The sequence below is a fragment of the uncultured Amnibacterium sp. genome (assembly GCF_964250715.1).
In the GTDB taxonomy this organism is placed as follows: Bacteria; Actinomycetota; Actinomycetes; order Actinomycetales; family Microbacteriaceae; genus Amnibacterium.
The window spans coordinates 201,280-215,390 of sequence record NZ_CAXUGX010000002.1 but is presented as its reverse complement, the minus strand read 5'-3'; the positions used below and the strand labels follow the sequence as shown (position 1 = coordinate 215,390).

Below are 14,111 nucleotides of genomic sequence, written 5' to 3'. Positions count from 1 at the left end.
GTCACGGTTCATTCCTCCGTCAGCGCGCGATAGGCCGCGTAATCGAGCAGCGGAGCATCGGGCAGCGCGGGCGCCTCGCTGACCCGCACCCGGATCAGCCAGCCGGCACCCAGCGGATCCTGATTCACCGTCTCGGGCGCTGCGGCGAGCTCGTCGTTGACCGCCTCGACGATGCCGGTGACAGGCGAGAACAGCTCCCCCACGCTCTTGGTCGACTCGATCTCGCCGACGACCGAGCCGGCGGTCACTTCGTCGCCCACGCCGGGCAGGTCGACGAAGACGATGTCGCCCAGCCGGGCCGCGGCGTAGGCGGTGATCCCGACGGTCGCGACGTCGTCACCGTCGATCCACTCGTGGTCGGCGGTGTACTTCAGGTCCTCGGGAGCAGCCATCGTCAGGCCTTTCGTCGGTAGAAGGGAAGCGGAGCGACCTGCACGGGCATCGGCGTGCCGCGCACGTCGATCGCAAGGGGCGTGCCGACCGCCGCGAGCGACGGGTCGACGTAGGCCATGGCGATGGGGCGGCCGAGGGTCGGCGACAGCGCACCGCTCGTGACGACGCCGACGGGCTCGCCGGCTGGTCCCGTGCCGGGGTTCCCGCCCTGGTCGCCGCCCGATGACTCGCCCGATACCTCGCCCAACGCCTCACCCGCGAGCACCGGATAGCCGGACCGGCCCGCTCGTCGCCCCTCGCCGAGCAGCCCGACCAGCACCCGCGCCTGCGGATCAGGGTGCAGTGCGGCGGCGCGACCCGGGTAGTCGATGTGCTTGTCCGGCGGGAGCAGGCGGCCGAGCCCGGCCTGGGCGGGGCGGATCTGGTCGGTCAGCTCGTTGCCGTGCAGCGGCATGCCCGCCTCCAGCCGCAGCGTGTCGCGCGCCGCCAACCCGACCGGCGTCACTCCGGAGCCCGCGCCGGTGGTGAGCAGCACGTCCCACAGTGCGGGCAGCAGGCCGGGCGAGGCGAACAGCTCCACGCCCAGCTCGCCGGTGTACCCGGTGCGGGCGACGAGCACGGGGTGCCCCTCGAACCACGCGGCGAAGAAGCGGTAGTTCTTCAGCGCGCGCAGGGCGTCGGCGAAATGGCCGCCGTCACGACCGCCCTCGTCGGCGGCGAACCCGGGCGCCTCGGTGAGCACATCGAGCGCGATGGGGCCTTGCAGCGCCAACAGTCCGAAGTCGTCGGACTCGTCCTGCACCGACACGGAGGCGAGGGCGGAGGCGGCGACCCGCTCGTGCAGCACGGCGGCGACCAGCGCGCGGTTCGCGGCGTTCGCGACGACCAGGAAGCGGTCGTCGCCGGTGCGGTAGAGCACCAGGTCGTCCAGCACGCCGCCGTCGTCGTCGAGCAGCAGGGTGTACTTGGCCTGGCCGACCGCGATCGCCGGCACGTCGCTCGGCAGGGCCGCGTCCAGCGCCTCCGCGGCGCCGGGGCCGAGCACCAGGATCTCGCCCATGTGGGACAGGTCGAACAGACCGGCGGCGGTGCGCACGGCGGCGTGCTCGGCCAGCTCGCTGCCGTATTTCAGCGGCATGCGCCAGCCGGCGAAGGTCGTGAAGATGGCGCCGGCTGCAGCGTGGGCGGCGTCGAGCGGTGAGCGGCGGGGCTCGGAGTCGGTCACAAGAGCTCTCCTGGCGTCGGATCTCCGGGTACGGGCGACGTGTGCGAGTGTGCTCCCCCTCTGTCACGCGTCGCCTGCCGAGGCGCATACACGTTCCAGAGTGGCCTGCCCGATGCGGTTCCGTGGACCTGAGAGATTCCGGGGCGGTTGCTCCTTCGGTGCCCGGCGTGCCGGGCTCTCCCGCATCGGCCAATGGGCCGTCTTTGGTTGTGCGTTGTAGCGTACCGGGCGGCACCGACAGCGCCCGGCCCGCGCCCGCATCCGGGTCGCAGGAGGGACGAGGGAGGGAGGGACGAGCCGGGATCAGTACGTCTGCTCGGCCTCGCCGACCAGGCGCACGATCGAGCGCAGCAGCTCCTCCGCCGACGTCGCCCGCAGCAACTGCATCTGATCGAAGGTGCCGAGCGGCGAGATGGCGGCCAGCTGCCAGAGCGCGGGCACGGGCTCGTCCGAGAGCTCGACGTCCGCCGGCCACGGATACTCGCCCCACTCGCTGGCCCGCGCGAGCACACGGCGCACGACGCGCTCCGCCTCATCCCGCAGCGGCTGCAGCGCATCGGACCACTCGATGTCGCCGATCGGCTCCACCTCGGCCCTGGGGTACGGGTCGTCCTCGTGCCACTTGGTCACCGCGATGCGCCGACTGCCGCGCGCGATCAGCATCACGGACTGCTCGGACGTGCCCAGCTCGACCACCTGCGCGATGGTGCCGAGGTCGACCCGGCTGTCGCCGCCTCCGACCTCCTGCCCGCGCTCGATGAGCACCACCCCGAACTCGCTCGGCTCCGCACCGAGGATGTCGGCGAGCATCGCGAGATACCGCGGCTCGAAGATGCGTAAGGGCAGGGGCATGTGCGGGAACAGCACCGAGCCCAGCGGGAACATCGGCAGCGGACTCACGAGTCAAGGGAACCACGCTGCGCCCGACCGTCCGCCCCCCTTGCGGCGGTCGCACACCTCCCTTCTTGCTGCGGGAGGGGCGGGTGGTACAGGTGTATCACCCGCCGGGTGACGGGAGAGAGAACGATCGGCGACTCACTTGCGCGCCCGTCTCGCCGGGTGGTCTAGTGACCCCGGGCCTCTGACGGCCGCAGAACCGGCCCGCACGCCTTGGCGCTTCGGGACCGGACCCACGATCTCGGGCGCCCGGAGGCGAGCGCACACCGGCCGAAGCCCGGCCGAGGAAGGTGCCATGTCCGACGCCAGTGCATCCCGCCACACCACGTCGCGCCGACGGCTCGTCTCCGCGCTGGCCGTGCTGATCGCCATCGCTCTCGCGCTCTCGCCCCTATGGGCGAAGTCGGCGTCGGCGGCGACCGGCGCGAGCATCACGGGCGTCGGCTCCGGCCGATGCCTGGACGTGATCGGCCAGAGCACCGCCGACAAGGCCGGGATCAACATCTACGACTGCACCGGGAACGCGAACCAGCAGTGGTCGACAACTGCCAGCGGGGAGCTGCGCGTCTATGACGCCACCAAGTGCCTGGATGTGCAGGGCCGCTCCACCGCCCCGGGCGCCCGAGTGCAGATCTACACCTGCAATGGCGGGGCCAACCAGCGCTGGACGCTGGGGACAGACGGCACCATCCGCGGGGTCGAGTCGGGCCTGTGCCTCGACGTGGTCGGCCTCCGAACCGCCAACAGCACGGTCGTGCAGCTGTGGACCTGCAACGGGGGCTCGAATCAGAAGTGGACGACCACGCTCGCGGGCGGCGGAGGCGGTGGGGACACGCAGCCACCCACGGTTCCCGGCAATCCACGGGTCAGCGGCCTGACCTGCTCCACCGTCACCTTCGCCTGGAACGCCGCGAGCGACAACACCGGAGTGGCGTTCTATGACGTCTACCACGACGGGCAGCTGATCAAGTCGGTGAGCGGCACGACCCTGTCGACCGGGCTCACCGTCGTCGCCCGCGCAACGTGGGGGCTGTACGTGAACGCTCGAGACGCCGCGGGCAACGTGTCACAGGCGAGCGACACCGTGCGCATCACTCCGCCCGCCTGTCAGGACGACCCACAGGCGCCCACCGCGCCGTCGGGCCTACGGGGCAGCGCCTCCGGGACGAGCGTCGCGCTGAACTGGACGGCCTCCACCGACAACGTCGGCGTGAAGTCATACGGGGTGCTGCGCGACGGCACCGAGGTCGCCTCCGTCGCCACGACGTCCACCACGCCCCCGCCGACCACCTACATCGACAGCGGCCGGAACGCCAACACGACGTACCAGTACCGGGTCGTGGCGCGCGACGCGGCAGGCAACGTCTCGCCGTCGAGCGCCACGATCTCCGTCACGACCGGCGCGGCCTGCACCAACCCGGTCTGCGACGTGCGACAGGTCACGACGGACACCGACATCCCGTGGGGCCTCGCGACCCTGCCCGACGGCACCGTGCTGTACAACCGGCGCGATGCGCACACCATCGTGCACCTGAATCCGACGACCGGAGCGAAGGTCACCGTCGGTACCGTGCCGAACGTCGAGAACACCGACGGGGAAGGCGGGCTGACCGGCCTCGCGATCGCGCCCAGCTACTCCAGCGACCACTGGCTGTACATCATGCACACCTCGCCGACCGACAACCGGATCGTGCGCATCAAGCTGACGAACGACAAACTCGACCTCGGTAGCGAGCAGGTGCTGCTCTCGGGCATCCTGCGCAACAAGTTCCACGACGGCGGCCGGCTGCGGTTCGGCCCGGACGGCAAGCTCTATGCATCGACCGGCGACGCTCAGAACGGCGACAACGCCCAGAACAAGAACGGCCTGAACGGCAAGGTGCTGCGTATCAATCCGGACGGCAGCATCCCGGGCGACAACCCGTTCGGCAACGCCGTGTGGAGCTACGGGCACCGCAACCCGCAGGGCCTCGCGTTCGACTCGCAGGGCAGGCTGTGGGAGCAGGAGTTCGGCAACGGGATCATGGACGAGACGAACCTGATCGTGAAGGGCGGCAACTACGGCTGGCCGGCATGCGAGGGCACCTCGGGCACCTGCGGCACTGCCGGGTTCATCGCTCCGAAGTACACCTATCCCACCTCGGACGGGTCGTGCTCGGGAATCGCGATCGTGAAGGACGCCCTGTACGTGGCGTGCGAGCGCGGCACCCGCCTCTACCGCGAGGTGATCTCGGGCAGCTCGCTGACCAACGTGCAGCAGTACTTCGTCGGCACGTACGGCCGCTTGCGCACCGTCGAACCGGCCCCGGACGGCGGCCTCTGGCTCACCACCACCAACGAGGGCGACAAGGACAGCATCGCCGACAACAGCGACGAGAAGATCCTGCACGTGAACCTGGGCTGAGCGGCCGGGCGCACGTTCGCGCCCTCGACGCTTGTGGAGAATCAACCGTGCAGCAAGGAGTTTCGGCCGGACTCGGCGCATTGATCGATATGGCATCCGAGCGCGCCCTTGGTTCGGTGAGTCCAGGGGGGCCTATGCACCCGTTCCTGTTATCCGTTAGCCCCGGACGTGGCGGCCTCGAAATCCACCGCATGGCCGCCGAGCGCGTCGAAGAGGGTATGGCCCTATGGCCCGCGGTCGGGAGGTCCTTGCCAATATGCCGGGTCTGACCCACGCCGTGCTCGCCTACGAAGCCTGGGTCCACCACAACGGAAGGCGCGTGGAGGGGCTGACGGTCGAAGCGTACGGTTCCATGGCGGAATTCACCATCGTGTTGGTGCAGCCGTTCACCTGGAAGGGCATCCTGAAGAAGTCAGCGGTCGCGCTGCGCGCCCCAATCGTCATTAAGCAGGCCGAGCCACCGCTGTTCGACGCCGAGCGGGTCTTCTGAACAGGTCCGACACCCGGCGAGGACGATAGAGGAACCGAGCGGGCACGACCTGGCATCGACCAGCCGGACTGCGCCTTCAGACGACGCACGGACGTCGAAACGGGAGCACTACCCGTGCCGCCACTCCACGACGTCGCCGTCCTGCATCACGTAGTCCTTGCCCTCGATGCGGGCGCGGCCGCGGGAGCGGGCCTCCGCGATCGAGCCGGCGGCGACCAGGTCGTCGAAGCCGATCACCTCGGCCTTGATGAATTTGGCCTCGAAGTCGGAATGGATGACGCCCGCCGCCTTCGGCGCGGTCGAGCCCTGCGGAATCGTCCAGGCCCTCGACTCCTTCGGGCCCGCCGTCAGGTAGGTCTGCAGGCCCAGGGTCGCGAAGCCGATGCGCGCCAGCTGGTTCAGGCCGCTCTCCTCCTGGCCGGTGCTGGCGAGCAGCTCGGCCGCATCGTCGGGGTCGAGGTCGATCAGCTCGCTCTCCACCTGGGCGTCCAGGAACACCGCCGGCGCCGGAGCGACGAGCGCGGCCAGCTCGGCCCGCCTGGCCTGGTCGGTCAGCAGCGCCTCGTCGACGTTGAAGACATAGAGCACCGGTTTCGCGGTCAGCAGGCCCAGGTCCCGGATGGGGGCGAGGTCGAGCCCGGAGGCGTTCAGGCGGGTGCCGGCCTGCAGCGCCGCGATCGCCGCGCGAACCGCCTTCAATGCCTCGGGAGTCGCGCGACGGCCCCGCACATCCTTCTCGATGCGTCCCTCCGCGCGTTCGAGAGTCTGCAGGTCGGCGAGCATCAGCTCGGTACCGATCGTCTCCAGGTCGCCGGCGGGATCGACGGCGCCGGCCACATGCACCACGTCGGGATCGGCGAAGCCGCGCACGACCTCGGCGATCGCGTCGGCCTCTCGGATGTTCGCCAGGAACTGGTTGCCCAGGCCCTCGCCGGTACTCGCGCCCTTCACGATGCCGGCGATGTCGACGAAGGAGACCGCGGCGGGGACGATCCGCTCGCTGGCGAACAGCTCCGCCAGCGCGCCGAGCCGGGCATCGGGCAGGTCGACCACACCGACGTTCGGCTCGATCGTGGCGAAAGGGTAGTTCGCCGCGAGCACCGCGTTGCGGGTGAGCGCATTGAACAGGGTCGATTTGCCGACATTCGGCAGGCCGACGATGCCGATCGTGAGAACCACAGTGCCAACGTACCTATGGTGCCGCCGCCGCTCCTGCGGCGGCACGTCGTGGGCAGTCCGCTCCGGCGGGGAACCCGCCTTCGCTCCCGAACTTGAGGTCGGGTGCGGCGGCACGTCGTGGGCAGTCCGCTCCGGCGGGGAACCCGCCTTCACGGTGCCTATGGTGCCGCCGCCGCTTCTGCGGCGGCCCGTCGTGAGTAGTCCGCTCCGGCGGGGAACCCGCCTTCGCTCCCGTGGACGAGGTCGGGTGGGAGGTGGGTCGTGCGCTCGGGCGGTGTCGGAGGGCGCTGGCAGTGTCGCCGCCGTGCCGTTGACCTTCACCGCCATCGACTTCGAGACGGCCAACGCCTCCAGTGCCTCCGCGTGCTCGGTCGGCGTCGTGACGGTGGAGGACGGGCAGGTCGTCGACCGCGTCGGCTGGCTCATCCGGCCGCCGCTCGGCCACGACGTGTTCATGGAGTGGAACGTGCGCATCCATGGCATCGCCCCGCACACCGTGATCGAGGCGCCCGGCTGGGCGGAGCAGTTGGGCGAACTGCTGGCAGCCATCGGTGACCGTCCGGTGGTCGCGCACAACGCCCGCTTCGACATCGGCGTCATCCGAGCGGCGTGCGCGGTCACGGGCGTCCGGACCCCGCCGCTGGAGTACTTCTGCAGCCTGCAGATCGCCCGTCGTACGTACGACCTCGACTCCTACCGGCTGCCGGTCGCCGCCATGGCCGCGGGCTTCACGGACTTCCGGCACCACGACGCGGTCGGCGACGCCGAGGCGTGCGCCGCCATCGTGGTGCACGCCTCGCGGCGCCACGACACCGACGATGTGCCCGCACTGCTCGCCGCGGTGGGCGGCGCCCTCTGCGCGGTGGTCCCCGCCGACGAGGCGGTGCTGCAGCCGGTCGTCTTCGGCTGAACGCGGCCGCCCGCGACCTCGCGCTGCCCGCTCGGACCAGTCAGCACGCCGTGTCGCGACAGCAGGACCAGGTCGCGACAGCAGGTTCCCTGTCGACAGGGAACCTGCGATCGGGACGCGGTCCTGCTGTTGTGCTCGAGCTGGGGCGATCCGGGGGTGTCGTCACTGATGCGGTGTCGGAGGGATCTGCCAGCCTCGCGCCCATGGATGTGATGCCCCTGCTGCTCGCGCTGCTGGTCGGCGTGCTGCTGGGCGTGCTCGTCGGCGTACTGCTGGCCGGTGCGCTCGCGGCCCGGCGGGCCGCCCGTGTGCCGGCCGCCCAGAATCCGGCGCTCGCCGCCGCGCGGCATGCGACCGAGGTGCTGCAGGTGCGGCACGAAGAAGCGGCACTCCGCTCCGAGCTGCGGGAGCAACTCGCCGGGCTGCAGGCCGGCGTGCGGTCGCTGACCGGCGAGCTGGAGGCGGCCGACCGGCGCTATGACGAACTGGTCGATCGGCACGCGCGCCAGCAGGCCGAGCAGCAGGCGCGGCAGCAGACGGAGAGCCGCGTGCTGCAGGCGCTCGCGCCAGTGGCCTCCACGCTGGAGTCGATGCAGGGCACCGTGACGCGCCTGGAGTCGCAGCGGGCGGAGCAGCACGGGCAGCTCGCCTCCCAGCTCCGGCACGCACTGGAGTCCGAGGAGCGGCTGCGCAGCACCGCCGAGACGCTCGCCTCGGCCCTCAACTCCAACAGCACCCGTGGGGTGTGGGGCGAGACCCAGCTGCGCCGCGTCGTCGAGGCGGCCGGTCTGCTGCAGTACGTGGACTTCGACATGCAGCAGTCGATCGTGTCCGACGCAGGGATCGGCCGGCCCGACATGGTGGTGCGACTGCCCGGTGGCAAGTGCATGGCGGTCGACGCCAAGGTGCCCTTCAACTCGTACCTGGAGGCGGTCGCCGTGCCCGCCTCCGGCTCCGCCGACGACCAGGCCAGGCGGGCGACGCTGATGAAGTCGCACGTTAAGGCGCTGCGCGATCACATCACCGCGCTCGGCAGCAAGGCGTACTGGAACGGCCTGGACGTCAGTCCCGAGATGGTGATCGCGTTCGTGCCCAGCGAGTCGCTGCTGTCGTCCGCGCTCGAGACCGACCCGGGCATCATCGAGTACGCCTTCAGCAGGCGGGTCGCGCTGGCATCCCCCGTCACGCTGTGGTCGGTGCTGAAGACCGTCGCGTTCAGCTGGCAGCAGGACGTCGTGACCGAGGAGGCGAAGGCCCTGTTCGACGTCTCCCGCGAGTTGCACGGCCGGCTCGCCACGATGGCCGCGCACGTCGAGAAGCTGGGCCGGGCGATCGAGGGCAGCGTGAAGTCGTACAACGGGTTCGTCGGCTCCCTGGAACGGCAGGTGCTGCCGTCGGCGCGCAAGCTGGCCGGCCTCGACCCGGCCAAGCAGATCGGCGCGCCTCCGCCCATCGAGGAGCCGCGGCGGGAGCTGGCGGCATACGAACTGGTCGCCGAGCTGGAGCGGGTGGGCGAGTCGCAGCGGGTGGTCGAGGTCGCCTGAGCCGGACCCGGCTCCCGGCGGGACGTCCGACGCGCTGAATAGACTGCGCCGCATGCCCGTTGCGACCCCTGAGCAGTACGCCGAGATGCTGGACCGCGCCAAGGCGGGCGGGTTCGCCTACCCCGCCGTCAACGTCTCGTCCTCCCAGACCATCAACGCGGTGCTGCAGGGGCTGACCGAGGCCGGCTCCGACGGCATCGTGCAGGTGACCACCGGAGGGGCGGACTACTTCGCCGGGCACACGGTCAAGGCCAGGGCCACCGGCGCCATCGCGTTCGCCAAGTTCGCCACCGAGGTGGCCCGCAACTACCCCGTCACCGTCGCGCTGCACACTGACCACTGCCCCAAGCCCGCGCTGGAGACCTTCGTACTGCCGCTCATCGCCGCCTCCGAGGAGGAGGTGCGCGCCGGCCGCAACCCCATCTTCCAGTCGCACATGTGGGACGGCTCGGCCGTACCGCTGGCCGAGAACCTCGAGATCGCGAAGGACATCATCAGGCGCACCGCCGGCATCCACGCGATCCTCGAGGTGGAGATCGGCGTCGTCGGCGGCGAGGAGGACGGTGTCAGCGGCGAGGGCGGCGAGCAGCTGTACACGTCCCTCGCCGACGCCACCCACGCCGTGGAGGCGCTCGGGCTCGGCGAGCACGGCCGCTACATGGCCGCGCTCACCTTCGGCAACGTGCACGGCGTCTACAAGCCCGGCAACGTGAAGCTGCGGCCCGAGCTGCTCGGCCAGATCCAGGCCGGCCTCGCGGAGCGGTTCGGGCACGGGCCGAAGCCGCTCGACCTCGTCTTCCACGGCGGGTCCGGCTCCAGCGACGACGAGATCCAGGAGGCGGTCGGCAACGGCGTGGTCAAGATGAACCTGGACACCGACACGCAGTACGCCTTCACCCGCTCCGTCGCCGGGACGATGTTCAGCCACTACGAGGGCGTGCTGAAGATCGACGGCGAGGTGGGCGACAAGAAGATCTACGACCCCCGCGCCTGGGGCAAGATCGCCGAGACCGACATGGCCGCCCGCGTCGTGGCGGCCACCAAGCAGCTCGGCTCCTTCGGACACTCGCAGTCCTGATCAGGGCTCCCGGGAGCTCCGCTCACCCGGCTCCGCTCAACCAGGCTCTGCTCAACCAGGCTCTGCTCAACCCGGCCCCGCTCACCCGGCTCCGCTCAACCCGACTCTGCTCAACCAGACATCGCCGTCATGGCCTTCGCGAACGCCGGATCGCCGAGGATGGCGACGGTGTACAGCGCTCCGGTCACGAGCCAGCAACCGGCGGCGACCACCAGCGGGATCCAGAACGACCGGCGTCGGTGGCGCAGGCGGTGCACCGACGCGGCGATCGCGATCACCAGCGACACGATCTGCGTGATGACGATCGCCGAGCCGACCGGTGTCGCCAGCGCGACGTTCGTGTAGTGGCCGATCCCGGCGCTCGCGTAGGACTCGTCGAGCGACGCCGGCAGCATCCGAGCGGCGGCCACCGCTTGCGTCACCGTCACCAGTCCACCGACCAGCAGCGCGACGGTGATCGGCGCATCCCGGGGCGGGCCCTGCCGCTGCTCGGGCATCGCGGGACGCGTCAGGCCCGGCCGCCCAGAGCGCGCGGATCGCGCACGCCTGCGGCGGTCTGCCGAAGTTCGCGCGGCAGCGAGAAGACGAGGTCCTCCTCCGCGGTGCGCACCTCGTCGGCGACGGGGAAGCCGGCCTGCTCGAGCCGGGTGAGCAGGCGCTGCACCAGCTCCTCCGGCACGCTGGCTCCGCTCGTCACGCCGATCGTGGTGACGCCCTCCAGCCAGGCGGGGTCCAGCTCGCCCGCGTCGTCGATGCGGTGCGCGGCACCCGCGCCGGCCTCCAGCGCCACCTGCACCAGCCGGACGGTGTTGGAGGAGTTGGCGCTGCCGACCACGAGCACCAGGTCGGCCTGCGGAGCGACCTGCTTGATGGCGACCTGCCGGTTCTGCGTGGCGTAGCAGATGTCGTCGGACGGCGGATCGGCCAACTGCGGGAATCGGGCACGCAGGCGACGCACGGTCTCCATGGTCTCGTCCACGGACAGGGTGGTCTGCGAGAGCCAGACGAGCTTGGTCGGATCGCGCACCTCAACGGTGTCGGCCTCGTCGGGCGAGCCGATCAGGGTGACGCGGTCGGGCGCCTCGCCGGCGGTCCCCTCCACCTCCTCATGGCCGTGATGGCCGATGAGAAGGATCTGGAAGTCGTCCCGGGCGAAGCGCACGGCCTCGCGATGCACCTTGGTGACGAGCGGGCAGGTGGCGTCGATCGCCTGCAGGCCGCGCTCGGCGGCGGCGCGCACCACGGCGGGGCTGACGCCGTGCGCGCTGAACACCACGTGCTCGCCGCGCGGCACCTCAGCCACATCGTCGACGAAGATCGCGCCGCGCGCCTCCAGCGACTCGACCACGTGTCGGTTGTGCACGATCTGCTTGCGCACGTACACCGGAGCGCCGTAGCGCTCCAGCGCCTTCTCCACCGCGATGACGGCACGATCGACGCCGGCGCAGTAGCCGCGGGGAGCCGCCAGCAGCACGCGCTTCGCACCCGCCGCCACCGGACCGGGCGGGGTCGCGGTGTCGGGGTGAGCGGTTACCGTGGACCGCGCCGCGGGCGGCACGGCGGCCGGCGCGGTGGTGGTCATCCAGACAAGTGTAGAAGGCGGGCGCATGAGCGGAGCGAGCGCAGCGGTCGGTGCGAGCACGAGCGGTGCGGCAAGCACAGTCGGCGGATCGAGCGCAGCGGGCGCTGTGAGCGCCGGCGGCACCACCGACGCGCCCTGGGGCGTCGCCGTGCTGGCGGAGAAGCTGCGCGCCTACATCGACCGCCTGGGCCAGGTGTGGGTCGAGGGTGAGATCACGCAGTGGAGCGATCGCGGCGGCACCGTCTACGGCAAGTTGAAGGACTGCGACCGCGAGGCGACCGTCTCCTTCTCCATCTGGGGTTCCACCCGCGCCACGATGCCGGCCGACCTGAAGCAGGGCGACCGGGTGATCGCCCTGGTCAAGCCGGACTACTGGCTGAAGGCCGGCTCGCTCACCATGCAGGTCTACGCGATGCGGCATGTGGGGCTCGGCGAGCTGTTGGAGAAGCTGGAGCGGCTGCGCGGCACCCTGGACGCCGAGGGCCTGTTCCGGCAGGACCGCAAGCGCCGCCTGCCGTTCCTGCCCAGCCGAATCGGGCTGATCACCGGCAAGGACTCCGACGCCGAGAAGGACGTGCTGCGCAACGCGCAACTGCGCTGGCCCGGAGTCGACTTCCGCATCGAGTACGCCGCGGTGCAGGGCGATCGGACGGTGCCGGAGGTGCTCGCCGCGCTCAGGGTGCTCGACGCCGACCCGCGGGTGCAGGTCATCATCATCGCTCGCGGCGGCGGCGATTTTCAGAACCTGCTCGGCTTCAGCGACGAGCGTCTGGTGCGCGCGGTCGCGGCCGTGACCACTCCGGTGGTCAGCGCCATCGGCCATGAGGCGGACCGGCCGCTGCTGGACGAGGTCGCCGACCTGCGTGCCTCCACACCCACCGACGCCGCGAAGCGCGTCGTGCCAGACGTGACGGAGGAGCTGAACCAGGTGGCGCAGGCTCGGGCGCGCATCACCGCCCGGGTCACACACCGGGTCGCGACCGAGATCGACCGTGTGCAGGCGCTGCGCTCCCGCCCGTCGCTGGCCGGCACCGCCTGGATCGTCGATGTGCGCGCCGACGAGCTGACCCGGGTGGCCGCCCGCGGCGTGGAGCTGGTGCACCGGGGCCTCGACCTCGCGGAGCGCCGCCTGCTCGAGGCGCGCGGCCAGCTGCGTGCGCTCTCGCCGGTGCGCACTCTGGACCGCGGTTACGCGATCGTGCTGGACAGTCGCGGCGCCGCCCTGCGGCACGCGGCCGACGCTCCCGACGGATCGGCCCTCACGGTGCGGGTCGCGGACGGCGCGGTCGAGGCGGTCAGCCGGGGTCCGCTACCCACCGGGGCCGAGCGGCGCCGCGCCCAGCCCCAGCCGGCCGGGGTCTGATCTGCCGCGAGCGAGGCGGCTCATCACCTCCCGCAACAGTGTCGCCGACCGCTCGTACACTTGGCGCCCATGAGCGACCCCCGCGCTGCCGTCGACGAGCCCCAGATCGACTCGCTCTCCTATGAGCAGGCGCGCGACGCGCTGGTCGCCGTGGTGGACGAGTTGGAGCGCGGCGGCACCACCCTGGAACAGTCCCTCGCACTCTGGGAGCGCGGCGAAGCGCTGGCCGCACGCTGTGAGACGTGGCTGATCGGTGCACGGGCCCGACTCGACGCCGCCCGCGGCGCCGCGTCCGGCTCGTGAGGGGCGTCCGGCTCGTGAGGGAGTCCGGCTCGTGAGCGGTCTTCAGCCGCCGAGAGCGCCGCGGGTCGTCGCGGAGCTGGGGCGCCCCGAGACGCCGGAGGAAACCGCAGCACGCAGGGCCGAGAACAGCCGGCTGCACCGGGTGCGGCAGACCTGGCGCAACCTGGTCTACTCGCTGCTGGTCTGCCTGGGGCTGGTCGTCGTGATCGTGGCCGTCGTACCGCGCGGCACCGGCGTCACCGCTCCGGCGGTCGACTACCGGCAGCTCGCCTCGCAGGCCCAGAATTCCGTCAGCGATCCCCTACTGGCGCCGTCCGTGCCGGCCGGCTGGACCGCGAACGCCGCCGAGTTGCGGGTGAGCGATCGCGTCACCTCCTGGTACGTGGGCTTCGTCACTCCGGACAGCGGCTATATCGGCTACAACCAGGGTCTCCGCGCCAACGACACGTGGTTGTCCGACCTGGTGAACGGCGCGCGCAGCGACAGCGTCACCACGATCGGCGGGCACCCCTGGCGGGTCTACGACCAGCGAAGCCAGGGGCAGGCGGCCGGTAACGCGCAGTACGCGCTCGCGACCCGCATCGGCTCCACGTACCTGGTCACCTACGGCACCACCGACCCGTCGGCGATCCGGTCACTGGCGGCCCGCCTGGTCGCCAGCGCACAGGCGTCGGGGATCACCGGCACCGCAGCCGCCCCGGGCGGCCCGCCCACGGGCTGAGCGCCCCGCCCAAGCCCACTCC

At 71.2% G+C, this 14,111-nt stretch carries 13 protein-coding genes, 1 pseudogene and 1 riboswitch; of the genes and pseudogenes, 8 read left to right on the top strand and 6 right to left on the bottom strand.

Translation table 11 applies throughout. The annotated features are described in order from the left end of the window. Nucleotides 1-8: 8 nt before the first annotated feature. The 3 genes from gcvH to ACFE7H_RS03865 all read right to left on the bottom strand — a co-directional run bounded on the left by gcvH (nt 9) and on the right by ACFE7H_RS03865 (nt 2,518). Nucleotides 9-392 (bottom strand): glycine cleavage system protein GcvH, encoded by a 384-nt coding sequence (gene gcvH / locus ACFE7H_RS03875; RefSeq protein ID WP_375399891.1) that lies wholly within the window; start codon nt 390-392, stop codon nt 9-11. Between the two features lie 2 nt (nt 393-394). Continuing rightward, on the bottom strand, nt 395-1,618 hold the full coding sequence (gene gcvT, locus ACFE7H_RS03870; RefSeq protein ID WP_375399890.1) for a glycine cleavage system aminomethyltransferase GcvT: 1,224 nt from the start codon (nt 1,616-1,618) through the stop codon (nt 395-397). 105 nt (nt 1,619-1,723) lie between these two features. Then, nucleotides 1,724-1,811: riboswitch (glycine riboswitch) on the bottom strand. A gap of 110 nt (nt 1,812-1,921) precedes the next feature. Continuing rightward, nucleotides 1,922-2,518, bottom strand: a complete 597-nt coding sequence (locus tag ACFE7H_RS03865) for an LON peptidase substrate-binding domain-containing protein (RefSeq protein WP_375399889.1) — start codon at nt 2,516-2,518, stop codon at nt 1,922-1,924. A gap of 292 nt (nt 2,519-2,810) precedes the next feature. Here ACFE7H_RS03865 and ACFE7H_RS03860 point away from each other — a divergent pair, with 292 nt between their 5' ends. Both ACFE7H_RS03860 and ACFE7H_RS03855 read left to right on the top strand, forming a co-directional pair. Further along, nucleotides 2,811-4,919: a PQQ-dependent sugar dehydrogenase gene (locus ACFE7H_RS03860; RefSeq protein WP_375399888.1), complete on the top strand. Its 2,109-nt coding sequence runs from the start codon at nt 2,811-2,813 to the stop codon at nt 4,917-4,919. 256 nt (nt 4,920-5,175) lie between these two features. Beyond that, nucleotides 5,176-5,409, top strand: coding sequence for a hypothetical protein (locus tag ACFE7H_RS03855; RefSeq protein WP_375399887.1), 234 nt, complete (start codon nt 5,176-5,178; stop codon nt 5,407-5,409). Between the two features lie 108 nt (nt 5,410-5,517). On the opposite strand, the gene ychF is transcribed toward ACFE7H_RS03855, so the two are convergent. Beyond that, on the bottom strand, nt 5,518-6,588 hold the full coding sequence (ychF, locus tag ACFE7H_RS03850) for a redox-regulated ATPase YchF (RefSeq protein WP_375399886.1): 1,071 nt from the start codon (nt 6,586-6,588) through the stop codon (nt 5,518-5,520). A 274-nt stretch (nt 6,589-6,862) separates the two neighbouring features. On the opposite strand from ychF, the gene ACFE7H_RS03845 reads away from it, so the two are divergent. The 3 genes from ACFE7H_RS03845 to fbaA all read left to right on the top strand — a co-directional run bounded on the left by ACFE7H_RS03845 (nt 6,863) and on the right by fbaA (nt 10,120). Next, nucleotides 6,863-7,498, top strand: coding sequence for an exonuclease domain-containing protein (locus ACFE7H_RS03845; RefSeq protein WP_375399885.1), 636 nt, complete (start codon nt 6,863-6,865; stop codon nt 7,496-7,498). A 203-nt stretch (nt 7,499-7,701) separates the two neighbouring features. Then, nucleotides 7,702-9,042: a DNA recombination protein RmuC gene (locus ACFE7H_RS03840; RefSeq protein ID WP_375399884.1), complete on the top strand. Its 1,341-nt coding sequence runs from the start codon at nt 7,702-7,704 to the stop codon at nt 9,040-9,042. A 52-nt stretch (nt 9,043-9,094) separates the two neighbouring features. Then, a complete protein-coding gene (gene fbaA, locus ACFE7H_RS03835) occupies nt 9,095-10,120 on the top strand; it encodes a class II fructose-bisphosphate aldolase (protein WP_375399883.1) in 1,026 nt (341 codons plus the stop codon). A gap of 110 nt (nt 10,121-10,230) precedes the next feature. On the opposite strand, the pseudogene ACFE7H_RS03830 reads toward fbaA, so the two are convergent. Beyond that, a pseudogene (locus ACFE7H_RS03830) lies at nt 10,231-10,701 on the bottom strand (DUF6264 family protein); the annotation flags it as partial. Then, nucleotides 10,629-11,702: a 4-hydroxy-3-methylbut-2-enyl diphosphate reductase gene (locus tag ACFE7H_RS03825; protein WP_375399882.1), complete on the bottom strand. Its 1,074-nt coding sequence runs from the start codon at nt 11,700-11,702 to the stop codon at nt 10,629-10,631. The gene ACFE7H_RS03825 and the pseudogene ACFE7H_RS03830, both read right to left, overlap by 73 nt. 25 nt (nt 11,703-11,727) lie before the next feature. Between ACFE7H_RS03825 and xseA the strand changes: the two genes are divergently transcribed. From xseA to ACFE7H_RS03810, 3 genes are all read left to right on the top strand, one after another. Next, on the top strand, nt 11,728-13,065 hold the full coding sequence (gene xseA, locus ACFE7H_RS03820) for an exodeoxyribonuclease VII large subunit (RefSeq protein ID WP_375399881.1): 1,338 nt from the start codon (nt 11,728-11,730) through the stop codon (nt 13,063-13,065). A 69-nt stretch (nt 13,066-13,134) separates the two neighbouring features. After that, nucleotides 13,135-13,368, top strand: a complete 234-nt coding sequence (locus ACFE7H_RS03815; protein ID WP_375399880.1) for an exodeoxyribonuclease VII small subunit — start codon at nt 13,135-13,137, stop codon at nt 13,366-13,368. 31 nt (nt 13,369-13,399) lie between these two features. Next, nucleotides 13,400-14,089, top strand: coding sequence for a DUF4245 family protein (locus ACFE7H_RS03810; protein ID WP_375399879.1), 690 nt, complete (start codon nt 13,400-13,402; stop codon nt 14,087-14,089). Nucleotides 14,090-14,111 lie beyond the last annotated feature (22 nt).

Coding starts and splice junctions, on each gene's coding strand:
- ACFE7H_RS03825 (WP_375399882.1), bottom strand. CDS start 11,702: ATGACCACCACCGCGCCGGCCGCCGTGCCGCCCGCGGCGCGGTCCACG.
- fbaA (WP_375399883.1), top strand. CDS start 9,095: ATGCCCGTTGCGACCCCTGAGCAGTACGCCGAGATGCTGGACCGCGCC.
- gcvH (WP_375399891.1), bottom strand. CDS start 392: ATGGCTGCTCCCGAGGACCTGAAGTACACCGCCGACCACGAGTGGATC.
- ACFE7H_RS03840 (WP_375399884.1), top strand. CDS start 7,702: ATGGATGTGATGCCCCTGCTGCTCGCGCTGCTGGTCGGCGTGCTGCTG.
- xseA (WP_375399881.1), top strand. CDS start 11,728: ATGAGCGGAGCGAGCGCAGCGGTCGGTGCGAGCACGAGCGGTGCGGCA.
- ACFE7H_RS03860 (WP_375399888.1), top strand. CDS start 2,811: ATGTCCGACGCCAGTGCATCCCGCCACACCACGTCGCGCCGACGGCTC.
- ACFE7H_RS03855 (WP_375399887.1), top strand. CDS start 5,176: ATGCCGGGTCTGACCCACGCCGTGCTCGCCTACGAAGCCTGGGTCCAC.
- ACFE7H_RS03815 (WP_375399880.1), top strand. CDS start 13,135: ATGAGCGACCCCCGCGCTGCCGTCGACGAGCCCCAGATCGACTCGCTC.